This window comes from Methylopila henanensis (assembly GCF_042681025.1).
Classification (GTDB): Bacteria; Pseudomonadota; Alphaproteobacteria; order Rhizobiales; family Methylopilaceae; genus Methylopila; species Methylopila henanensis.
Genome location: NZ_JBHUER010000001.1, coordinates 26,183 through 46,310, shown reverse-complemented (window position 1 = coordinate 46,310; position 20,128 = coordinate 26,183). Strand labels below are relative to the sequence as shown.

General features: G+C 72.7%; 23 protein-coding genes. 11 read left to right on the top strand and 12 right to left on the bottom strand.

Annotation, left to right across the window (positions count from 1 at the left end):
* Positions 1-29 precede the first annotated feature (29 nt).
* Positions 30-485 carry a hypothetical protein gene (locus ACFSCV_RS00265; RefSeq protein ID WP_378795865.1) on the top strand — a complete coding sequence of 152 codons (456 nt, stop codon included), beginning with the start codon at positions 30-32 and terminating at the stop codon, positions 483-485.
* Here ACFSCV_RS00265 and ACFSCV_RS00260 read toward each other — a convergent pair.
* Genes ACFSCV_RS00260 through ACFSCV_RS00240 form a run of 5 tightly spaced genes read right to left on the bottom strand, consistent with a single transcriptional unit; the run spans position 475 to position 5,413 of the window.
* Positions 475-1,260 carry a formylmethanofuran dehydrogenase subunit C gene (locus ACFSCV_RS00260; RefSeq protein WP_378795863.1) on the bottom strand — a complete coding sequence of 262 codons (786 nt, stop codon included), beginning with the start codon at positions 1,258-1,260 and terminating at the stop codon, positions 475-477. The two genes, ACFSCV_RS00265 and ACFSCV_RS00260, sit on opposite strands and share 11 nt — an antisense overlap.
* Positions 1,257-2,153 (bottom strand): formylmethanofuran--tetrahydromethanopterin N-formyltransferase, encoded by an 897-nt coding sequence (gene fhcD / locus ACFSCV_RS00255; protein WP_378795861.1) that lies wholly within the window; start codon positions 2,151-2,153, stop codon positions 1,257-1,259. Before fhcD ends, ACFSCV_RS00260 begins: the two co-directional genes overlap by 4 nt.
* Positions 2,150-3,808, bottom strand: a complete 1,659-nt coding sequence (locus tag ACFSCV_RS00250) for a formylmethanofuran dehydrogenase subunit A (protein ID WP_378795859.1) — start codon at positions 3,806-3,808, stop codon at positions 2,150-2,152. The genes fhcD and ACFSCV_RS00250 overlap by 4 nt, the downstream gene beginning before the upstream one ends.
* Complete coding sequence (locus tag ACFSCV_RS00245) at positions 3,805-5,049, bottom strand: hypothetical protein (RefSeq protein ID WP_378795857.1); 1,245 nt, start codon at positions 5,047-5,049, stop codon at positions 3,805-3,807. Before ACFSCV_RS00245 ends, ACFSCV_RS00250 begins: the two co-directional genes overlap by 4 nt.
* Complete coding sequence (locus tag ACFSCV_RS00240) at positions 5,042-5,413, bottom strand: 4a-hydroxytetrahydrobiopterin dehydratase (RefSeq protein WP_378795856.1); 372 nt, start codon at positions 5,411-5,413, stop codon at positions 5,042-5,044. Before ACFSCV_RS00240 ends, ACFSCV_RS00245 begins: the two co-directional genes overlap by 8 nt.
* Positions 5,414-5,566: 153 nt before the next feature.
* Between ACFSCV_RS00240 and ACFSCV_RS00235 the strand changes: the two genes are divergently transcribed.
* Genes ACFSCV_RS00235 through ACFSCV_RS00210 form a run of 6 tightly spaced genes read left to right on the top strand, consistent with a single transcriptional unit; the run spans position 5,567 to position 11,431 of the window.
* Entirely contained in the window at positions 5,567-6,622 is a 1,056-nt protein-coding gene (locus ACFSCV_RS00235) for a beta-ribofuranosylaminobenzene 5'-phosphate synthase family protein (RefSeq protein ID WP_378795854.1), read from the top strand.
* Positions 6,609-7,502 carry an NAD(P)-dependent methylenetetrahydromethanopterin dehydrogenase gene (locus ACFSCV_RS00230; RefSeq protein ID WP_378795851.1) on the top strand — a complete coding sequence of 298 codons (894 nt, stop codon included), beginning with the start codon at positions 6,609-6,611 and terminating at the stop codon, positions 7,500-7,502. The genes ACFSCV_RS00235 and ACFSCV_RS00230 overlap by 14 nt, the downstream gene beginning before the upstream one ends.
* Positions 7,474-8,682, top strand: coding sequence for an ATP-grasp domain-containing protein (locus ACFSCV_RS00225; protein WP_378795849.1), 1,209 nt, complete (start codon positions 7,474-7,476; stop codon positions 8,680-8,682). The genes ACFSCV_RS00230 and ACFSCV_RS00225 overlap by 29 nt, the downstream gene beginning before the upstream one ends.
* A complete protein-coding gene (gene mch, locus ACFSCV_RS00220; RefSeq protein ID WP_378795847.1) occupies positions 8,679-9,638 on the top strand; it encodes a methenyltetrahydromethanopterin cyclohydrolase in 960 nt (319 codons plus the stop codon). The genes ACFSCV_RS00225 and mch overlap by 4 nt, the downstream gene beginning before the upstream one ends.
* 34 nt (positions 9,639-9,672) lie before the next feature.
* Positions 9,673-10,611, top strand: a complete 939-nt coding sequence (locus ACFSCV_RS00215; RefSeq protein WP_378795845.1) for an ATP-grasp domain-containing protein — start codon at positions 9,673-9,675, stop codon at positions 10,609-10,611.
* On the top strand, positions 10,601-11,431 hold the full coding sequence (locus ACFSCV_RS00210) for a triphosphoribosyl-dephospho-CoA synthase (protein WP_378795843.1): 831 nt from the start codon (positions 10,601-10,603) through the stop codon (positions 11,429-11,431). Before ACFSCV_RS00215 ends, ACFSCV_RS00210 begins: the two co-directional genes overlap by 11 nt.
* On the opposite strand, the gene ACFSCV_RS00205 is transcribed toward ACFSCV_RS00210, so the two are convergent.
* Entirely contained in the window at positions 11,403-12,113 is a 711-nt protein-coding gene (locus ACFSCV_RS00205; RefSeq protein ID WP_378795841.1) for a HisA/HisF-related TIM barrel protein, read from the bottom strand. The two genes, ACFSCV_RS00210 and ACFSCV_RS00205, sit on opposite strands and share 29 nt — an antisense overlap.
* 111 nt (positions 12,114-12,224) lie before the next feature.
* On the opposite strand from ACFSCV_RS00205, the gene ACFSCV_RS00200 reads away from it, so the two are divergent.
* From ACFSCV_RS00200 to folK, 4 genes are read left to right on the top strand one after another with little or no spacing between them, the layout of a single operon-like run.
* Positions 12,225-13,184: an ATP-grasp domain-containing protein gene (locus ACFSCV_RS00200; RefSeq protein WP_378795839.1), complete on the top strand. Its 960-nt coding sequence runs from the start codon at positions 12,225-12,227 to the stop codon at positions 13,182-13,184.
* Positions 13,181-14,242, top strand: a complete 1,062-nt coding sequence (locus ACFSCV_RS00195; RefSeq protein WP_378795837.1) for a hydantoinase/oxoprolinase family protein — start codon at positions 13,181-13,183, stop codon at positions 14,240-14,242. The genes ACFSCV_RS00200 and ACFSCV_RS00195 overlap by 4 nt, the downstream gene beginning before the upstream one ends.
* A 1-nt stretch (position 14,243) precedes the next feature.
* Positions 14,244-14,615, top strand: a complete 372-nt coding sequence (folB, locus tag ACFSCV_RS00190; protein ID WP_378795835.1) for a dihydroneopterin aldolase — start codon at positions 14,244-14,246, stop codon at positions 14,613-14,615.
* Positions 14,616-14,617: 2 nt separating this feature from the next.
* Complete coding sequence (folK, locus tag ACFSCV_RS00185; RefSeq protein ID WP_378795833.1) at positions 14,618-15,127, top strand: 2-amino-4-hydroxy-6-hydroxymethyldihydropteridine diphosphokinase; 510 nt, start codon at positions 14,618-14,620, stop codon at positions 15,125-15,127.
* Positions 15,128-15,414: 287 nt separating this feature from the next.
* Here the strand turns inward: folK and ACFSCV_RS00180 are convergent, their stop codons facing one another.
* The 6 genes from ACFSCV_RS00180 to ACFSCV_RS00155 all read right to left on the bottom strand — a co-directional run bounded on the left by ACFSCV_RS00180 (position 15,415) and on the right by ACFSCV_RS00155 (position 20,103).
* Positions 15,415-15,945, bottom strand: a complete 531-nt coding sequence (locus ACFSCV_RS00180; RefSeq protein WP_378795831.1) for a gamma carbonic anhydrase family protein — start codon at positions 15,943-15,945, stop codon at positions 15,415-15,417.
* Between the two features lie 55 nt (positions 15,946-16,000).
* Positions 16,001-16,306, bottom strand: coding sequence for a DUF6949 family protein (locus ACFSCV_RS00175; protein ID WP_271201165.1), 306 nt, complete (start codon positions 16,304-16,306; stop codon positions 16,001-16,003).
* Positions 16,307-16,380: 74 nt separating this feature from the next.
* A complete protein-coding gene (locus ACFSCV_RS00170; RefSeq protein ID WP_271201164.1) occupies positions 16,381-16,590 on the bottom strand; it encodes a DUF3126 family protein in 210 nt (69 codons plus the stop codon).
* 120 nt (positions 16,591-16,710) lie between these two features.
* Positions 16,711-17,535: a serine O-acetyltransferase gene (cysE, locus tag ACFSCV_RS00165; RefSeq protein WP_378795829.1), complete on the bottom strand. Its 825-nt coding sequence runs from the start codon at positions 17,533-17,535 to the stop codon at positions 16,711-16,713.
* Between the two features lie 172 nt (positions 17,536-17,707).
* The gene (locus ACFSCV_RS00160) at positions 17,708-18,712 is read right to left on the bottom strand and encodes a Bug family tripartite tricarboxylate transporter substrate binding protein (protein ID WP_378795827.1); all 1,005 of its coding nucleotides are present in this window, start codon (positions 18,710-18,712) and stop codon (positions 17,708-17,710) included.
* Between the two features lie 155 nt (positions 18,713-18,867).
* Entirely contained in the window at positions 18,868-20,103 is a 1,236-nt protein-coding gene (locus ACFSCV_RS00155) for a lytic murein transglycosylase (RefSeq protein ID WP_378795825.1), read from the bottom strand.
* Between the last annotated feature and the right edge of the window lie 25 nt (positions 20,104-20,128).

The following is a 20,128-nucleotide window of genomic DNA, read 5'->3' as shown; positions in this document are numbered from 1 at the left end:
CGCGCCACACGAACGCGAGACCCCGACGCATGACCGCGATTCTCCGCCCGGCGCTCGCGTTTCTCGCCGCGACTTGCGTCACCGCCGCGCTCGCGAGCGTGGCGCAGTCGCAGATCAACCTCGCCGCCCTGTCGTCGCTCGGCGCGCCGCTGACGCCCGCGCTCCGGGCGCTGACCACCGCGGAGGACCTCGTGCGCTTCGGCCCGGTGATGGCGGCGATCGCCGCGGCGGCCCTGCTGCCGGCCTTCGCCGCGGCGTGGCTCGTGACGCGGTTCGCGCCGGGCGCCCGCGCCATCGTCTGCGCGGCCGCGGGCGTCGCCGGGCTGTGGGCCGCCTTCGCCCTGATGGGATATTTCACGCCGATGCCGACGCTGGTCGCCGCCGCGCGCGGCGCGGGCGGCCTTGCGCTGATCTGCGCCACGGGCGCGGCCGGAGGGCTGGTCTTCGCCCGCCTCAGCCGCGCGCCGTCCGCCGTCAGCGGCTGAAGACCAGCGCCTCGCCCTGCCCGCCCGCGTTCAGGTCGCCGGCGAAACGGCGCGCCCTGGTCGCGTCCGCGCCGAGGAATGCGGCGAGTTCGGCGGAGCGGCGGACCAGCACGCGCAGCATGACGAAGTCGTGCTCGCCGGCGTCCGCGAAGCCCGCGGCGAGGCCCTCGGGCGAACGCAGCAGCAGCGTGCCGCGCTTCATCCCGCGCCCGGCCTTCGCGCCCAGCGCGCCGCCGACGGCGAGCGTGCCGGCGATCATGTCGGTCGCGGCGCCCTCGCCCGCAGCGCCCTTGACGACGATGACGCCGCCGCGCTGGCGCTCGGCCGCGCGGACGCCGGCGGAGCCGCCGACCGTCACGACGCCGCCGCTCATGCCGCGGCGCGCGCCGGCGCTCGCAGCGCCGAGCCGCTCGCCGACGTCGCCCTCGACCGTGACCTTGCCGCCCGCGAGCTCGCTCGCGGCGTAGTCGCCGGCCGATCCCTTGACGAGGACCACGCCGCCGGTCGCGCCCTGGGCGAGCCTCGCGCCGACGTCGCCCTCGACGACGACTTCGCCCTCGGCAAGGCCTGCCGCCACATTGTCGAGCTCGGCCCCGCCGCCGGCGAGGGTGAGCCGGCCGGAGGCCGCGCCCGAGATCTCGAACAGCTCGACGAGCGCGACGCGCTGGCCGCCATAGCCGATCTTCAGGCTTGCGAGATCGGCTCCCGGCAGCGCGCCGGTCAGGTCGACCCGCGCCTCGAAGGCCCCGCGGGGGGTGAGGACGATCCCGCTCACGCCATGATCTCCCGCAGCTTGAAGTGGAACGGTCCCAGATCGCCGCCGTAGTTGCCGGCGTCGATCGCGATGATCCCCTTGTCGCGGCCGAGCTTCACCACCGCCTCGATGCCGGCGCGGGTGCAGGCCGAGACCGCGTCGAAGCTCACGCCGTCGATCACGATCTCCTGCACCGAGGCGACCTCCGGCGGCAGCTTGGTCTCGGTCTGGGACCGCAGCGTCGGGCAGTAGAAATTGTTGGTCGAGGCGAACATGCCCTTGTACTTCGAGCCGACCTTGGAGCCGGAGCGCACCACGCCGCCCGGGAAGGGCAGGATGTTGCCAGGCACCTTGCTCATGGCCTCGACCGCCGCCTCCGCCGCCTCCAGCGCTTCGCGGCGCGAGGCGCCGAGGATTAGGATGTTGCCGCCGCCGACGCCGGACACCGAGCCGGTCTCGTGGTCGCAGACGAACTCGCCCTCCATCACCGGCACGCGCCAGATGCGCTTATCGCCGACCTTCTTCGCGATCTGCCAGCCGTCGCCGAAATACTTGAGCGCCTTGCCGATCGAGATCGGCTCGCCGCCTTCGATGCCGGCGTAGCAGGCCGAGGTCGGCGAGGTCAGCACGCACTGGCCGATGCGGTTCGGAACGACCGACTTCAGGCCCTTGATGTCCATCGCGAAGATCAGCACGGCCACGCCCGGACGACCGTCCGGGGTCTCCTCGGCCGGAACCTCGCGCTCGACGCCCGCCTCGCAGCCGCAGCCGATCACGGAGGTGGCGAAGCCCGTCATGGTCTTCGCCGCGATCATGGCCCACTTCGCCGTGTCGGCGGTGATGATCAGCCGCGTGCCGACCATGGGGAAGGCTTCCGCGAAGCTGTCGCGGATCTCGACGCCGTTCAGGATCATGACGCCCTCGTCGTCGCGTGCGCCACGGCGCCCTGCCCGTCGCGGATCTCGGAATCGGACAGCTTGAAGGTCGAGGCCTTATAGCCGACCGCCTCGTCGAACCAGCGGTCGAGCTTCGTCTCGATGCCCTTGTCGTAGTCCGGCGCGACCTGGTGGGTCTGGCCGTAGGCGAGGCCCGCGATCTCGCCGTCCTTCACGATCACCTCGCCGTTCTTCAGCACATAGGCGGGGGTGGCGAACATCGCCTCGTAGTCGCTCGCCTCGGCGTAGATCACCGCGTCGCCGACCGCGCCGGCGCCGAGATGGCCGCGGTCCTTGAAGCCGAGAATCTTGGCCGGCGCCGCGCGGGTCACGATCGCCATCTCCTCGAGCGTGTACTCGCGGGTGAGCTCGCCGACGATCGAGTGCTTCCGCACCGCCTTCGGCAGCTTGGCGAACTGCTCGTCGCGGAACGCCTTGTCCATCAGCAGCCGGATCAGGTGCGGATAGGTGGTGAAGGGCGCGCCGTTGGGATGGTCTGTGGTGAGGAACACGCGCCAGGGGTCCTCGATCAGGAGGAACAGCTCCAGCCCGATCGCCCATTGCAGCGCGTTGACGAAGGACTTGTCCTTGTAGGCGAACGGCACCACGCCGCAGGCCGCGTCCATCTCCATGTCCATGCCGATCCAGCGCTTCGGATTGGCGATGCCGCGGTTGCGGTACTGGGACATGAAGTCGGCGGAGGCGGTGACCGTCTGGCCGAACATCACCTGGCCGACGTCGACCGTGATGTTCGGGTTCTTGTTCACCGCCTCGGCGATCTTCGCCGCGCCGGAGGAGAACTTGCGATCGCCTTCCGTGCCGTAGGAGTGGAACTGCACATGCGTCAGGTGCAGCGGCCGCCCCTCCGTCGCCGCGATGGTCGCGAGCGTGGTGTCCTCGTTGCCAGGGACGCCGAGGTTGCAGCCGTGCAGGTGGATCGGATGCGACAGGCCGAGCTCGGTGACGGCGTCGATCAGCGTCGTCAGGATCTTGCGCGGCGTCAGCTCGTAATGCGGGTTCTTCTCGTCGAGGTCGAGCTTGCGCGCGTTGAACTTGAACGCGTTGATGCCGCCCGGATTGACGATCTTGATGGCGAAGGTCTTCGTCGCCGCCAGCATCCAGGCGACGTAGTCGTTGACCGCCGACTGCCCCGCCCCGCTCGCGATCAGGTCCAGCAGGAAGTCGTCGTTGCCGAGCACCAGATAGCCGCCGGTGTCGAGGAACGGGATGTCCTTCATCTCGGCGTGCATGTGGCGCGCGTTCGCGGCCACCACCGCCGGCTCGAACACGGCGGTGTAGCCCATCTCGGCGTAGCGGCAGCCGATGGCGTGCGCGGTCATGGTGCCGAGGCCGCCGCCGCAGCCGCAGAACGGGCCTTCTGGCTCGCGGTTGGCGCTCTGCTCCTCCACCATCAGCAGGCGGGCGAGGTTCGACTTGCCGCCGGCGATGTGGCTGTGGATGTCGATCGCGCCGGCCATGACGACGCCGCCCTTGGCGTCGATCGTCTCTGTCACGCCCTCGGCCGCCGCGGCGTCGACCACGCGGCCGTCACGGATGACGACGTCGCGGACGACGCCGGTCTCCGCGTTCGCGGGATCGACGACCTTGCCGTTGGTGATGCGCACCGCGCTCATGGAAGGCGCTCCAGAATGCGCGCGAGGACGTCGGCGACGCTCGGCAGGCCGGCGTCGCGGTGTTTCCCGAGCGGCAGGCCGACGACCGAATCCGCGCGGAAGGCGAGGCCCGCATGGTCGAGGCCCGGCTGGCCCACGGGGATGAACACGTCCGGCTCCCGCTCGAACTCGGTGTCGGGATGGGCGAGCGCGATCAGGCGCGCCTCGCTCTCCGGCGGCGCGTCGGGGCGGAAGGCCTGCGTCCAGACCACCACGTCCGCGGTCTTGACCGCCGTCTCGGTGGCGTAGGCGCGCTGGTCGTGATCCGCGACGCCGCCGCGGAAGCCGACCCGGAGCGGGAAGCCGATGTTCCAGAGCGTGGCGTGGTAGGCGCCGGTGAGGTTGTCCTTGCCCGACAGCGGCAGGCAGGCGGCGCGGCCCTCGACGTTGAGCGCATCGACCACGGCGACGGCACGCTCGATCACGAGGTCGGCGTCAGCGTCGAGCGACGAGGCGCTCCAGGCCAGCACCGCGTATTTCGCGGCCTTCAGCGTGTCCACGAGCGGCGCGAGGTCCGGCTCGCCCTTCAGCGGCGAACCGCCGGCGGCCAGCGCCGCGAGCCGGGACAGCGCGTCGACCAGGCCGCCCTCCGGCACGGCGACGGTCTCGACCGTCGAGCCCTCGAGCTGCGCCAGCGAGCCCTCGGCCGGCGCGCCGCCGAGGAAGATCACGCGGCGCGGGCCTTCGAAGAACCGGCCGGTCTTCGGCGCGACGCGGGCGTAGAAGCGGTGGAACGCCTTCTCCGGGTCGGGCCCGACCACCACCAGCACGTCGCAGCGGTTGCGCACCTCGGCGAAGGTGGTCGCGATCCAGCCCTTGCGCTGCGAGCTCGCGAGGTTCCGGACGAGGCCTTCCGAAGCGTGATGATCGACGCTGCCGCCGATCCGCGCCGCGAGCTTCAGCACCGCGCGGACGCCGTCGACGTCGATCGCGAGGCCGGCGTGGACGGGCGAGCGCGCCTCGGCCAGCAGCTCGGCCGCCGCAGCGATCGCCTCGTCGAGGCTCGCCTCGCGGCCGTTGACGCGCGGGTCCGGAGCGGGCGCGCCGGAGCGGGCGAACAGCGCCGCGCCCCGTCCGCACGAGCCGCCGACCGGCGTGACCTTGGCGCCCTCGACCTTGAGCGCGACGTCGTCGCAGCCGAGGCCGCAGAACGGGCAGACGACGTTCTGGCTCGTCGTCGCAGCCGGGGCGGCGTCAGTCATATTTCACGTAGGAAAAGCGCATGTCGGTCTGCGGGGTGCCTTCGAGCGCGTCGTCCTCGGACGGCTTCCACTGCACCACGCTCTCGATCTTGGCCGCGAGCTCGAAATCGCGGGCGGTGATCCCCTTGGCGTCGTGCGACATCAGCCGCACCTCGACCCAGGCGTAGGAGGCGGTGATGTCCGGATGATGCCAGGCCGCTTCGGCAAGATGACCGACGGTGTTGATCACCATCAGCGTGCCTTTCCAGCTGTTGGTCTTGTAGGTACGGCGAATCCAGCCGTCCTCGAGCCGCCATTTCGGCAGCTCGGCGGCGAGGCGTGCCGCCACCTCGTCTTCCGGGATGATCGCTTTCGGATCGGCCACGGGCGCTCCTCGGGGTTTTGATTTGACCGGGACCGTTACATGGGCGGCTGACCCCGCGCAACGCGGCGCGACGTTTCGTCCGGCTAGGCTTTTGGCGCATTCCCCAAGGATGGCGTGCGGCTTTTCCGACCCCTATGGTGCGCGCGGAACGCCATGACCGAACACGATCCCCACAGCCAGCCGCCGCCCCCCGGCGCCGAGGCGCCGCACGCCGTAACCGTGCGCGCGCCGGGCCGGCTGCATGTGGGCTTCCTCGACCTCGGCGGCGCGCTGGGGCGACGCTTCGGCGGGCTCGGCGTCTCGCTCGATTCGCCGGCGACGGTGGTGACGCTCGAAGCGGCGAAGCGGCGCTCGGCCAAGGGGCCCGACGCGCACCGCGCCGAGGCGGCGCTTAGCGCCGTCGCGGACGCCTTCGGGCTCGACGACCGCGTCGCCGTGACGGTCAACGAGGCCCTGCCCGCCCATTCCGGCCTCGGCTCCGGCACCCAGCTCGGCCTCGCGGTCGGCGTCGGGCTCGCGCGGCTGCGCGGCGTCGACCTGACGCCCCGGCAGGTCGCCGAGGCGCTCGGCCGCGGGCAGCGCTCGTCGATCGGCCTCGGCGCCTTCGAGAGCGGCGGCGTCATCCTCGACGGCGGGCGCGGGGCGCTCGACGCGCCGCCGCCGATCATCTCACGCATCCCGATCCCCGCAGGCTGGCGCATCCTGCTGATCTACGACCGCGGGCTCGCCGGCCTCAGCGGCTCGCGCGAGACGACCGCGATGGCGTCGCTGCCGCCCTTTCCCGAAAGCCTCGCCGACCGGCTGTGCCGGCTCGCCACGCTCGGCGCGCTGCCGGCCGCGGCGGAGGGCGACGCCAACGCCTTCGGCCGCGCCGTCGGCGAGATGCAACGCCTGCTCGGCGACCATTTCGCCCGCGCGCAGGGCGGCCGCTTCACGAGCCCGGACGTCGCCGACGCGCTCGCCGCGATCGAACAGGCCGGCGTGCCCGGCGTCGGGCAGAGCTCCTGGGGACCGACCGGCTTCGCCATCCTCGGCGACGCCGGCGAAGCCGCCGAGCTCGCCGCCGCCATGCGCCGCCGCTTCGCCGACCGCCCGAACCTCGCCTTCGAGATCGTCCGCGGCGCGAGCCGCGGCGCCGACATCGCCCTCCGCTCCGCCGCCGCGCCGGACGGGCTCGCACTTACCGGAGACGCAAATGTCCGACGCTGAACCGATCTTCCACATGATCACGCCGCTGAAGCACACGAGCCCGTTCGACGTGAACATGGCCGTGGACGCCGGCTTCCACATCATCTCCGCGAATGTCGAGGTGGGCCTGCAGGACGTCGTCCCGCTGACGCAGGACGCCATGTTCTCGCGCTCGCCCGACGCCGCCAAGCGCACCGTGCTGTTCATCGGCGGCAAGGACGCGAGCCTCGCGCTTGACCAGATGAAGGCCGCGGGCTCCGCGCTGTTCCCGCCGTTCGAGATCTCGATCTTCGCCGACCCCGCGGGCTCGTTCACCACCGCCGCCGCCATGATCGCGCTGGTGGAGAAGAAGCTCGCCGCCACGCGGCCCGAGGGGCTGAAGGGCGCGAAGGTGCAGGTCTACGGCGCCACCGGCATCGTCGGCGGCATCGCCGCGGTGATCGCGGCGCAGGCCGGCGCCGAGGTCACCATCGTCAGCCACCGCGTGATCGAGGACGTCGAGGTCAAGGCGATCGACTTCAAGAAGCGCTTCGGCGTCATCCTGAACTGCGCCGTCGCGACCAACGACGAGGAGAAGAAGGCGCTCGTCGCCGACGCCGAGGTGATCCTGACCGCGGCCTCGGCCGGCGTCGAGGTGATCTCGACCGAGGTGCTGAAGGCGGCGACGAGCCTGCTGGTGGCGGCCGACATCAACGCGGTGCCGCCGACCGGAATCGCGGGCGTCGGCGCCAATGACGACGGCGTCGCCCTGCCCTATGGCGTCGGCATCGGCGCGCTCGTGATCGGACAGGTGAAGTATCAGGTGCAGCACCAGATCCTGAAGCGGATCCGCGCCTCCGACACGGCGCTCAGGATCGGCTTCCTCGAGGCCTATGAGCTCGCCCGCAAGCTCGCGGCGTAAGCCGTTCGGCGTCGCCCTGATCGGGCTGTCGACGCGCGCGCTCGCGCGCTCCGCCCGGCGGGCCGGCCTCGCGGCGCTCGCGCTCGACCTGTTCGCGGACGCAGACACGCGCGAGCACGCGGCCTGCGTCGTCCGCGTGCGTCCGCGCCGGCGCGGGGTCGGCCTCGATCCGGCCGCGCTGATGGCCGCGCTTGAAGCCCATGCGCCCGCGGGCCTGCCGGTGGTGTTCGGCGCAGGCTTCGAGGACGCGACCGGGCTGATGGCCGCGGTCGGCCGCCGCCATCCCATCCGCGGCGCGGCGCCCGAGACGGTGCGCCGGCTCAAGGACCCGTTCGCCTTCGCCGCGCTGCTCCGGAGCCTCGGCGTCGCGCATCCCGACGTCGCCGACATCCGCGACCTTGCTAACCTCCCCCCCGGCTGGCTCTCGAAGCGCGTCGGCGGATCGGGCGGCGCCCACATCCGTAGCGTCGACGGACGCGCCGTCCGGGGGCGCTACGCGCAGGCCCGTGTGGCGGGATCGCCGTTCTCGGCGCTGTTCCTCGCCGACGGACGGCGCGCGCGCGTCGTCGCCTTCTCCGCGCAATGGGCCGATCCGACGCCCGCCGCCCCGTTCCGCTACGGCGGGGCCGTCGGCCCGCTCGTCCTTCCGCCCGAGCGCGAACAGGCGGTCGCGGCCATGCTCGACCGGCTCGTGGCGGCCTCCGGCCTCGTCGGCCTCGCAAGCGCCGACATGATCGCGACCGGCGCGGACGAGGCGGGTTTCGCGCTGATCGAGATCAACCCGCGGCCGGGCGCCACGCTCGACCTGTTCGACCACGCGCCGTCGCCCTCGCTGCTCGCCGCCCATCTCACCGCCTGCGACGGACGGCTTCCGGACGCGGCGCCTCGTCCCGTTGACGCGCGCGCCGCCGCCGTCGTCTATGCGCCGCATGCGACCACGACGGCCGGCGTCTCCCGGCCGGCGTGGACGGCGGACTGGCCCGCCTCGCAGGACCTCATTCCGCGCGGCGCGCCGGTCTGCACCGCGCTCGCGGCGGCGGCGACGCCCGAAGCCGCCCGGGCGCTTGTCGAACGCCGGCGCCTCGCCCTGCTCGCCGCGCTGCCTTCCGTCCGCGGCAAGGCGGCCCCCGAACCCCAAGATTCCGCATTCCAGGATCTCGAACCCACGGTGCCCGCATGACCCAGTCCCGCCCGAGCGTGAGCGCGCTCTCGGCTCCTCTCGTCGAGTCCCTGATCGCCGACGCGCAGATTCTGCGGCTCGGGATCGAGCGCACCGCGACCGGCGCGACCATCGTCGACGCCGGCATCGACGTGCGCGGCGGGCTCGAAGCCGGCCGCCGCATCACCGAGATCTGCCTCGGCGGCCTCGGAACCGCGCGCTTCGTCCCCGACCTCCGCTTCCCGCGCTGGCAGACGGCGATCCAGATCACCACCGCCGACCCGGTCATCGCCTGCCTCGGCAGCCAGTACGCCGGCTGGAGCCTGTCGGAAGGCGACTTCTTCGCGCTCGGCTCCGGCCCGGCGCGCGCGCTGTGGGCCAAGGAGGAGCTGTTCGGCGAGCTCGGCTACAAGGACGCGGGCGGCAGCGCCGCGCTGGTGCTGGAGACCGACAAGCGCCCGCCGGACTCGCTGATCGCCTTCATCGCGAAGGAGACCGGCGTGGCGGAGGACAAGCTCACGCTGATCCTCACCCCCACCACCAGCCTCGCGGGCTCGGTGCAGGTGGTCGGCCGCGTGCTCGAGGTCGCGCTGCACAAGGCGCACGCCATCCACTTCCCGCTGGACCGCATCGTCGACGGCGTCGGCGTGGCGCCGGTCGCGCCGCCGGCCGCCGACTTCCTCGGCGGCATGGGCCGCACCAACGACGCCGTGCTCTACGGCGGCGAGATCACGCTCTATGTGGAAGGCCCCGAGGACGAGGCCGAGCAGCTCGCGAAGGGCCTGCCCTCCTCGACCTCGCGTGACCACGGCCGTCCGTTCGGCGAGATCTTCGCGGGCTACAATTTCGACTTCTACGCCTGCGACGCCGGCCTGTTCTCGCCGGCCGTCGTGACCGTGACCGCGCTCTCCACCGGCAAGAGCTTCAGCGCCGGCGCCTTCGTGCCGGAGCTGGTGGAGAAGTCGTTCCGCGGCTGATCCGCTTTTCCGTCACGCCCGGCGAACGCCGGGCGTGACGGCGTCCGACGTCTCCCAGCACCGCGCCGCCATGCCCGATCCCGCCGTCGTCATCTTCACCGAAAAGGCCGACTGGCACAGCCACGGGCTCGCCCGCGCGCTGGAGCGGGAAGGCCTGCGGCCGTTGATCCGGTCGATGACGGAGTGCGGGTTCACGCTCGCAAGCGGCGCGCCGGGCCTGCACGTCCCGGGCGTCGACGGCCTGCCCGAGGCCATATTCGTGCGGCTGATCCCGGCCGGCGACACCGAGCAGATCACCTCCCGGCTCGGCCTGCTGCACGCGGCGCGCTCCATGGGCGTGCCGGTCGTCAACGACGCCCGCGCCATCGAGGTCTGCGTCGACAAGGCCATGACCACCTTCGTGCTGGCGCAGGCCGGGCTGCCGACGCCGCTCACCATCGTGCGCGAGCGCCGCGCCGACGCGCAGGCCGCGCTCGACGCCCACGGCGCGCCGATGGTGCTGAAGCCGCTGTTCGGCGCGCAGGGCAAGGGCGTCGCGCTGGTCCGCCCCGGCGAACCGCTGCCGGAACCGGTGGGCGGCGTCTTCTACCTGCAGGCCTTCGTGGAGGCGCGCGGCTCGCGCGCGAGCGGCCGGGCCCACGACTGGCGCGTGTTCACGATCCGCGACCGCGCCGTCGGCGCCATGATCCGGCACGCCGAGAAGGGCTGGATCACCAACATCTTCCAGGGCGCGACCGGCGAGCCGGCGCCCGTCGACGGCGAGGCGGCGGCGCTCGCCGTGCGCGCGGCGGCGGCGGTCGGCGCGGATTACGCCGGCATCGACCTGATCGAGGACGAGGACGGCCGCTTCCTGGTGCTGGAGGTCAACTCCATGCCGGCCTGGAAGGGCCTCAACGCCGCGACGGGCCTCGACATCGCCGCAGAGCTCGCGCGCGACGTCGCCCGCCGGCTGGCCCGCGCCGATGCCGCCTGAGGGCTTCGGCCTCGCGGAGGTCGCCGCGCTGTTCCGCGCGGCGTGCCAGGCCGAACTCGGCGCGTTCAAGCCCGGCAACGTCCACGTCTTCCGCGGCGGCCACGGCATGACGGTCGCGACCTTCGAGAAGGCCGCGGAAGTCGCGGCCGTCCGGCTGGTCGCCGGCCGCAACGTGGGCGAGCGGATCGAGGGCGCGGTCAAGGCCTCGCTCGCGGCGGTCGGCTGCAACGCCAATCTCGGCATCATCCTGCTGTGCGCGCCGCTCGCGGAGGCCGCGCTGTCGCTCGGACCGGACGAGGAGCTGCGGCCTGCGCTGGCGCGGACGCTGTCGCGCCTGACCGTCGCCGACGCGGAGGCCGCCTACCGCGCGATCGCCGCCGCCAATCCCGGCGGGCTCGGCTCGGCGCCGGACCAGGACGTCGCGGACGCGCCGACCGTGACGCTGCGCGCCGCCATGTCCCAGGCCGCCCACCGAGACCGGATCGCGCTGCAATACGTCACCGACTTCGAGGACGTCTTCGCCTCCGCGGCCGCCTATGACGCGAGGCCTTCCGGCCGCGCCGCGGTCGAGGACGTCTATCTCGGCCTGCTCAGCCTGTTCCCCGACAGCCATGTCGCCCGGAAGTTCGGCGCCGAGACCGCCGAGACGCTCCGGCGGGAGGCGGCGGCCTTCGCGGCCTCGCTCGACGCCGAGCCGGACCGCGACCGCGCGCTCGACGCCTTCGACCTGCACCTCAAGGCGCGCGGCCTGAACCCCGGCACCACCGCCGACCTGACGGTGGCCGCGGTGTTCACCGCGCTTCTGCAGCGAAACCGCTGAGCGCGGCGTGGTCCAGCCGCCCGTCGTGCAGCGCGCTCGCGACCAGCGCGCCGGCCGTGCCGTCGGCCCGCAGCGCGCGCAGGTCGTCGATGCCGCGCACGCCGCCGGCGGCGAACACCCGCCGCCGCGCGCCCGCGCGCGCCGCCGCGGCGCCCACGCGCTCGAGGTCCGGCCCGAGCCCGGCGCCGACGCGCGCCAGCGTCATGACGATCACCCGCCGCGGCCAGAGCCGAACATCGTCATGCGCCTCGACCGGCCCGAGCCTGCCGCGGGCGTCGTGGTCGAGCGACAGCACGGCCTCGCCGGCGCCGAGCGCGCGCTTCAGCGCGAACACGTCGGCGAAGGATTCCGTGCCGAGGATAGACAGCCCCGGCCCCGCAGCGGCCCGCCGCCGCAACGCCATCACGTCGGTCTCGCCGCGGTCGACCCAGATCTCGAGATCGCGAAACGTGGCGGCGATGGCGGCGATCTCGACGTCGTGGGAGCCCCGGCCCCGGATGGCGTCGAGGTCGGCGACGTAGAGCCGGCGGAACGGCGCCAGCGCGAGCAGCGCGGCGACGATCGCGAGCGGCGCGGAGCCCCGGACCAGCCGCGATTCGATCGGCTGGTAGGCGTCGCGCTCGCCGCGCCGCGCATGCACGACCTTGCCGCCCATCAGGTCGATCACGGGGATGACGTCCAAAATCCAAGCACTCCCCGGCGGCCGGCGGTTTCGCCCGCGGCCGCGCGCGCCTATGGTCCGGCCCGGTCGGTTGCCGGCGAAGCGTCGCCGGCGGTTTCGGAACGAATCCCCGTGCGCGTGCTTCTCTGCGAATTCGTGACCGGCGGCGGCATGCATGGCAATCCCCTGCCGGCGTCGCTGGCGCGCGAGGGCCTGCTGATGCGCGACGCGCTCGCCCGCGACCTCGCGGAGCTCGGCGACGTCGCCCTGACCACGACCGCCGACCCGCGCCTCCCCGCGCCGCCCGCAGGCCGCGTGGCGACGCTCGGTGAGGCCGACGATCCGTGGCGGCTCTGGGCCGACCTCGCCGCGGAGGCCGACCTCCTCATAGCGGTCGCGCCCGAGACCGGCGGGCTGCTCGCCCGCCTCGCCGCGCTCGGCCATCAGGCCGGCGCCCAGGTGTTCGGGCCGGACGACGAGACGATCCGCATCACCACCTCGAAGCGCGAGACCGCGACGCGGCTCCGGGCCGCCGGCGTCGCCACGCCGCCGGCCTGGCCGGCGGACGCGATCCCGAGCGACGCGCAGGGCCCGTTCGTGACGAAGCCCGACGACGGCGCCGGCTGCGAGGACACGCGGTACTGGCTGGACAGGCCGCTTCCGGGCGCCGTTCCCGCGGACCATATCGCCCTGCCCTTCGTCGAGGGCGACGCGGCGAGCCTGTTCGTCGCCCGCGGCGGCGACGGCGGCGCCGTCATCCTCTCCGCCAACCGCCAGCTCGTCACGGTCGAGGACGGCGCCTTCCGCTTTCGGGGCCTCGACGTCGGCGCGCTCGATCGCGAGCGCCCCGACCTCGTCGCCGTCGCGCAGGCCGTGGCGGACGCCCTCCCCGGCCTCGACGGCCTGTTCGGGATCGACCTCGCGCTCGGCGCCCACGGTCCCGTCGTGATCGAGGTCAATCCGCGCCCGACCACCGCCTACGCCGGCCTGCGCCAGGCGCTCGGGCTGAACCCGCTGCGGCTGGTCGCGCCCTTCGCCGACGCCGCGCCGCCCGCGCGGGCGGCGACCCGGCCGGTGGAGCTACGGCTGTGACGGAGATCGTGGGACTCGACGTCGGCGGCGCGCATCTGAAGCTCGCGCGCCTCGCGGCGGACGGCCGGCTCGCGGCGGTGCGCATCGTCCCATGCGCGCTGTGGCGCGGGCTCGACCGGCTGGAAGCGGCGCTCGACGAGCTCGCGGACGACATCCCGGACGACGCGCAGGTCGCCGCCACCATGACGGGCGAACTGGTTGACCTCTGGCCGGACCGGGCCACGGGCGTCGCCGCGATCGCAGGCGCCCTCGCCCGCCGCTTCGGCGCGGGCCGGCTCGCGCTCTACGCCGGCGCCGAAGGCTTCCTCCCGGCGGACCACGCCGGCGAGCGCGCGGAGGCCATCGCCTCCGCGAACTGGCGCGCCACCGCCGAGGCGCTCGCCGCGGAAGGCGACGCCGGCCTGATGGTCGACATCGGCTCGACGACCTCCGACCTCGTGCCCTTCGCGCAAGGCCGCGTCGCAGCCCGCGGCGCGACCGACGCGGAGCGCATGGCGCTCGACGAACTGGTCTATCTCGGCGTCGCCCGCACGCCGGTGATGGCGATCGCGCCGCGCCTGCCCTTCGCCGGCGCCTGGGTCACGCCGATGGCCGAGCATTTCGCCACCAGCGCCGACGTCCACCGTCTGACCGGCGACCTGCCCGAGGGCGCGGACCTGCACCCGGCGGCCGACGGCGGCCCGAAGACGCGCGAAGCCAGCGCCCGGCGGCTGCTCCGCATGGTCGGCGCCGATCTCGACGCGACGACATGGCCCCAAGCTGAGACGCTGGCGCGCTACCTCGCGGAGGCGCAGCTCCGCCGGCTGCACGACGCCGCGATCGGCCTGCTGAGCCGCCCGGACGCCGCCGCGCGGACGGTCGTCGGCGCCGGCGTCGGTCGTTTTCTCGCGAAACGTCTGGCGGGCAGGCTCGGGCTCGGCTATCGCGACATCGGCAAGGCGTTCGCCGACGATCCCGCGCTCCAGGCTCCCGCCGCGGACTGCGCGCCGGCCGTCGCCGTCGCCCGCCTTTTCGCGTCGGGGTCCGCAACCTCGCGCCGCCCTCACGAGTTCGACTGAGATGAGCGATCGCATTTTCCTCCGCGGCGTACAGGTGCACGCCTATCACGGCCTGTTTCCGGAAGAGCAGAAGCTCGGCCAGCGCTTCGTGTTCGACGTGGACTACTGGCTCGACGCCAAGTCTTACGCCCGCGACGACGATTTCGGCGGCGCGGTCTCCTACAACGACGTGTTCAACACCGTGGTCGAAATCGCGACGTCCGAGCGCTTCGACCTGATCGAGGCGCTGGCGGAGCGCATCGCCGGCGTCATCCTCGAGCGCTACGCCGCGGTGAACGCGGTGAGGGTCGAGGTGCACAAGCCGGCCGCCCCGATCGCCGGCATGTTCTCCGACGTCGGCGTCGAGATCACCCGCCGCCGCGGCGAGGCGTGAGCGTGGCCAAGACGGAGATCGGGCTCGGCTTCGGCAGCAATGTCGGCGATAAGGTCGAGAACCTCGTCCGCGCGATGGAGCGCGTGTTCGACGGCCGCCACATCCGCTTCCTCGCGGCGTCGTCGTTCTGGCGCAGCGCGCCGTGGGGCTATGTGGAGCAGGACTGGTTCGCCAACGCCTGCGCGGTCGGCGAGACCGAGCTTTCGCCGGAGGAGGCGCTCGCCTTTACCCAGAGCGTCGAGGAGGAGGTCGGCCGCCACAAGACCTTCCGCTGGGGGCCGCGCGAGATCGACGTCGACATCCTCTATCTCGGCGACGCAAAGGTCGCCTCGGCGCGGCTGATCGTGCCGCACAAGGAGATGTTCAACCGCGCCTTCGTGCTGGCTCCGCTGGCGGAGATCCGGCCCGACCTCGTGCTCGACGGCGCCTCGATCGCCAAGGCGACGGACGAGGCCGACACCGCCGGCCTCGAGATCATCGCCCCGCCCTGGCGGCCGGCGGGAGCGCTCTGAGAAGGGGCTGATCCGTTCGTTCTGAAACTCCGCGTCATGGTCCGGCTTGACCGGACCATCCATGTCGGGCGTAGCGCTCGACGTCCGAGATGGGTACTCCGGTCAAGCCGGAGGACGACGCAGCGCATTGGAAGCGCCGCGCGCCCTTGTCCCGGCCTTGAGCCGGGACCCAGAAACGCCGACGCTTCATAGCTAAGCGACGACATCGTCGCGGCTTTCCAGCGCCGCCATGGGACTGGGTCCCGGCTCAAGGCCGGGACAAGCAAGAGCGACCGTCTCCGCCCGCCTCAGTCCACCCGCTTCATGCCAGCGGCGAAGCGGCGAGAGTTGGCGACGTAGCGGCCGGAGGTGCCGAGCAGCTTGATCTCCCACTCGCCGCCGAGCGTCTTCACGGCCTTCGCCGGCGAGCCGACGATGAGGGAGAAATCCGGGAACTCCTTGCCCTCCGTCACCAGCGCGTTGGCGCCGACGAGGCAGGACTTCCCGATCTTCGCACCGTTCAGGATGGTCGCGCCCATGCCGACGAGGCTGCCCGCGCCGATCGTGCAGCCGTGGACGACGGCGCCGTGGCCGAGCGTGCAGTCCGGCCCAATGTCGAGCGGGAAGCCCGGGTCGGTGTGGAGGATGCAGCCGTCCTGCACATTGGAGCGGGCGCCGATGGTGATGCGCTCGTTGTCGCCGCGCAGCACGGCAGAGAACCAGACGCTGGCGTCCTCCTCCAGAACCACGTCGCCGACCACGACCGCGTTCTCCGCCACGAAATAGCGGCCGCTGGCGGGCGTCTGCGGCTTCACGCCGTCGAGTTCGTAAAGCGCCATGGGTCGGGCTCCGTTCGTTGGTCTTGGTCTGGGGCGCGCCCGCCCGGGGCGCGGGTCAGACGCCGATCGCAGTCAGCGCCGCCGACCCTAGCGCGAGGCTCCACAGCCCGGCCAGCACCGTGCCGACGAACACGCCGACGGCGGAGCGGCCGCGGTTGCGCGGCGCGGCCAGATTGCGGGCCAGCATGTAAGGCGCCGCGATGGTCACGAGCGGCACCGCCACCACCGCCAGCAGGTCCGGCGCGCGCAGCAGCCGGAAGCTCGCCCGCCGCGCCGTCGCCGCCTCGAAGGCGGACGCCGTGAGCCCGGACAGCGCGAAGCCGAGCGCGAGCGTCAGGCATCCGGTCAGAAAGGGCGGCATCTCGGCTCCTTCGCGCGACGTCAGGGCTTCAGCCTCCGTCGAGCAAGCGCCATGCCGTCCCGCAGCGGGACAGTTCAGTCGAGATCGGTCTCGAGGATCGCCATCTGGAAGTTGTAGGAGAGGTCGCCGTCCTCGTCGTCGCGGAACAGCACGCCGACGAACTCGTCGCCGAGATAGACCTCGGCGCTGTCGTCCTTGCGCGGGCGCGCAACGACGCGGACCGTCTGATTCTGGAACAGCTTGCGCATGTAGGTCTGCACGCGCTCGAGTTCGCGCTTGTCCAAGATCGCCTCCGGGCATGGGTCGGAATGGGGAGCGCGGCGCGGACGCGGCCGTCTCTGCTGGGCCGCCGACTTGCCACGCCGCGCCGCCGGAGGCAAGGCGCAGGCGGGAAGGCCGGGCGGTCAGAGGCCGGCGTCGTAGAAGATCTGGTCCATGCTGCGGGACGGCTCGGCGCAGGGCGACGCGCCGACGACGCGCGCCGGCACGCCGGCGACCGTCACGTTGGGGGCGACCTCGTGCAGCACCACCGAGCCCGCGGCGACGCGCGAGCAGTGGCCGACCTCGATGTTGCCGAGAATCTTGGCCCCGGCCCCGATCAGCACGCCGCGGCGGATCTTCGGGTGCCGGTCCTCGTTGCTCTTGCCGGTGCCGCCGAGGGTGACGCCGTGCAGGATCGAGACGTTGTCCTCGATCACCGCGGTCTCGCCGATCACGACGCCGGTGGCGTGGTCGAAGAACAGGCCGCGGCCGATGCGGGTCGCGGGGTGGATGTCGACCTGGAACGCCGAGGACGACAGGCTCTGCAGGTAGAGCGCGAAGTCGCGGCGCCCCTGGGTCCACAGCCAGTGCGCCAGACGGTGGGTCTGGATGGCGTGGAAGCCCTTGAAGTAGAGCAGCGGCTCGATGGCGCGGGTGCAGGCGGGGTCGCGGTCGACCACGGCGGCGAGGTCCGCGCGGATCGCGGCGCCGATCTCGCCGTCCGCGGCCGCGGCTTCCGAGAAGGTCTGCCGGATCAGGTCGCCCGACACTTCATCGCGGTCGAGCCGCGCGCCGAGGCGATGGCCGACCGCCTGCTCCAGCGTCTCGTGGTTGAGCACGGTCGCGAACAGCAGGGCCGCGACCTCCGGCTCGCGCCGCACCGCGTCCTCCGCCTCGGCGCGGATGCGCGCCCAGATCGGATCGAGCGTCAGCAGGTTCTGGCTCTCAATGCGCGCGAGCTTCGCCATGATCGTCTCAACTCCCGTGGCCCGGAGGCCCGTTCTTATCGTTGTACCACAGATGGGCCCGGCGGGCCGGCTTTGAAGCCCCGCGCGCCGCTCATATCCGCCACCCGCTCACGCGGGCGGCCCGATCCGGCGGAGGCCGGACCGGGCCGCTTGGTCATACGCGCGCCGCGCGTCAGTCGATCTGTGCGCCGGAATCCTTGACGATCGGCGCCCATTTCGCGAGCTCGCTCTTCACGAGCGCCGCCAGTTCGTCCGGACCGGAGCCGACGACCACCGCGCTGAAGTCCGACAGCTTCGCCTTCACCGCGTCGTCGGCGAGCGCCTTCACCGCCGCGTCGTGCATCCGGTCGATCGCCTCCTTCGGCGTGCCGGCCGGCGCGAACAGCGCGTTCCAGGAGTAGGTGTCGTAGCCCGGCAGCGTCTCGGCGATCGCCGGCAGGTCGGGGAAGGTCGGCACCCGCTTCGCGGTCGTCACGCCGAGCGCGCGGAGGCGCCCCGCTTTGATGTGCTCGGTCGAGGACGGCATGTTGTCGAACTGGATCGGCACCTGGCCCGCGATCACGTCGACCAGCGCCGGCCCCGAGCCCTTGTAGGGGATGTGGATCAGGTCGATGCCGGCCAACTTCTTGAACAGCTCGCCGGACAGATGCAGCGGCGAGCCGTTGCCCGACGAGGCGTAGGAGTACTTGCCGGGATTGGCCTTCGCGAGGTCGATCAGCTCCTGCACCGTCTTCGCCTCGAAGTTCGGATTGACGGTGAGGACGTTCGGCACGTTCACGAGCAGCGAGATCGGAGCGAAGTCGGTCTCGGCGTTGTAGGAGATCTTCTTGTAGAGCGCGGGGTTCAGCGCGTGGGTCGCGACCGTGCCCATGAGGATGGTGTAGCCGTCCGGGTCCGCCTTCGCGACCGTGCCCGCGCCGAGGTTGCCGCCTGCGCCGCCGCGGTTGTCGACGAGCACCTGCTGGCCGAGCGCGTCGCCCATCTTCGCCGCCACGAGGCGCGCGACGAGGTCGGTCGAGCCGCCCGGCGCGAACGGCACGATCATGGTGATGGGGCGGCTCGGAAAGCTCTGCGCGAGCGCCGGCCGGGCGAGCGTTCCGAGCGCCGCGGCGCCCGCCGCTCCGCCCAGCAGCCCTCCGAAGCGCCGGCGCGTCAGGTTGAAAAGATCGTTCGACATCGACGTTCCCTTGTTCGTTTCTTCCGCGGCCGTTGCAGCCGTCGCCAGTTCCGGGCCGCCGGACTGTGGCATGCCGTCGCGCCGCGGTCGACAGGTTCGCGGCCCGGCGATCGCGGCCGCGATCACGAGCGCGTCGGTGCCGACGGGAGGCGGGATCAGCGTCCCGCGGTCTTCACCAGCGTGGCGTCGGGGAAGCAGGTCGGCGGCAGGCCCTTCGACTGCTGCCAGCGCCCGATCGCGACCCGGGTGCGGAAGCCGACGAGCCCGTCCGCGGAGCCGACGTTGTGGCCGAGCGCCTCCAGCCGCCGCTGCATGGCGGCGACGTCCTCGCGGTCGAAGCCCTTCGGCGCGGTCCAGCGCCCGGCGATCGGGCGGCCCGCGCCGTAGCGGTCCGCGAGATGGCCGACGAACAGGGCGTAGAGGTCGCTCTCGTTGTACTTTTTGATCACGTAGAAGTTTTCGGACACGAGGAAGGCGGGCCCCGCCCGGCCCGCGGGCATGAGCAGGAACACCCTGCGGCCGGGATCCTTCGGCAGCGCCCCGCCCGGCTTCGGCTTCACGCCGAGCGTCACCCATTCCGCGACGGTCTTGCCCTGGTCCGGCCCCTCGAAGGCGCAGGAGACGCCGGCCGGCAGGTCGATCTCGACGCCCCAGGGCCGGCCCGCGATCCAGCCGTGAAGCTGGAGGTAGCGGCCGATCGAGCCCAGCACGTCGGGGGTCGAGCGCCAGATGTCGCGCTTGCCGTCGCCATCCATGTCGACGGCGTTCTCGAGGAACTTCGACGGCAGGAACTGCGGCTGGCCCATGGCGCCGGCCCAGGAGCTGCGCATCTCCTCGCGCGTGAGGTGATCGCCGTCGAGGATCTTCAGCGCGGCGATCAGCTCGGGCAGGAACTGCTGCCTGCGCGCGCCCATGAAGCTCAGGGTCGCGAGCGCCCTCAGCGCGTCGTTCCGCACCGGGGCGCCGCCATAGCGCGACTCCCGCGCCCAGATCGCCACCACGATCTCGGCCGGAACGCCGTAGCGCCGCTCCACCTCCGCCAGCACCCGGGCGTTCTCGGACAGCCGCTTGCGGCCCTCGGGGATCAGCCCTGAAAAGTTCGGCTCGGCGACGTAGCGGGCGGGGTCGGAGAACTCCGGCTGGCGCTGGACGCGCGGCGGCGGCGCGCCGGGCGGCGCGAGGTCGGGCAGCGACCAGTCCAGCGCGACGCCGGAAAACGCCGCGTCGAACGTCTTGGCGCCGACGCCCGCCTTCAGCGCGGCGGGACGGACGGTGGAGGCGAGCCAGCTCTGGAACTGGGCCTCGACCTTCGGCCGCTGCGCCTCGGGCAGGGTTTCGGCGTGGGCGGGCGCGGCGAAGGCGATCACCAGCGCCGCAGCGAAAAGCCTCACGCTGCGATGGACCCGTCTGGCGACG

Excerpts from the sequence above, each read along its gene's own strand:
- ACFSCV_RS00265 (WP_378795865.1), top strand. The coding sequence starts at position 30 with ATGACCGCGATTCTCCGCCCGGCGCTCGCGTTTCTCGCCGCGACTTGC.
- fhcD (WP_378795861.1), bottom strand. The coding sequence starts at position 2,153 with ATGATCCTGAACGGCGTCGAGATCCGCGACAGCTTCGCGGAAGCCTTC.
- ACFSCV_RS00250 (WP_378795859.1), bottom strand. The coding sequence starts at position 3,808 with ATGAGCGCGGTGCGCATCACCAACGGCAAGGTCGTCGATCCCGCGAAC.
- ACFSCV_RS00245 (WP_378795857.1), bottom strand. The coding sequence starts at position 5,049 with ATGACTGACGCCGCCCCGGCTGCGACGACGAGCCAGAACGTCGTCTGC.
- ACFSCV_RS00235 (WP_378795854.1), top strand. The coding sequence starts at position 5,567 with ATGACCGAACACGATCCCCACAGCCAGCCGCCGCCCCCCGGCGCCGAG.
- ACFSCV_RS00230 (WP_378795851.1), top strand. The coding sequence starts at position 6,609 with ATGTCCGACGCTGAACCGATCTTCCACATGATCACGCCGCTGAAGCAC.
- ACFSCV_RS00225 (WP_378795849.1), top strand. The coding sequence starts at position 7,474 with ATGAGCTCGCCCGCAAGCTCGCGGCGTAAGCCGTTCGGCGTCGCCCTG.
- mch (WP_378795847.1), top strand. The coding sequence starts at position 8,679 with ATGACCCAGTCCCGCCCGAGCGTGAGCGCGCTCTCGGCTCCTCTCGTC.
- ACFSCV_RS00210 (WP_378795843.1), top strand. The coding sequence starts at position 10,601 with ATGCCGCCTGAGGGCTTCGGCCTCGCGGAGGTCGCCGCGCTGTTCCGC.
- folB (WP_378795835.1), top strand. The coding sequence starts at position 14,244 with ATGAGCGATCGCATTTTCCTCCGCGGCGTACAGGTGCACGCCTATCAC.
- ACFSCV_RS00180 (WP_378795831.1), bottom strand. The coding sequence starts at position 15,945 with ATGGCGCTTTACGAACTCGACGGCGTGAAGCCGCAGACGCCCGCCAGC.
- ACFSCV_RS00175 (WP_271201165.1), bottom strand. The coding sequence starts at position 16,306 with ATGCCGCCCTTTCTGACCGGATGCCTGACGCTCGCGCTCGGCTTCGCG.
- cysE (WP_378795829.1), bottom strand. The coding sequence starts at position 17,535 with ATGGCGAAGCTCGCGCGCATTGAGAGCCAGAACCTGCTGACGCTCGAT.
- ACFSCV_RS00160 (WP_378795827.1), bottom strand. The coding sequence starts at position 18,712 with ATGTCGAACGATCTTTTCAACCTGACGCGCCGGCGCTTCGGAGGGCTG.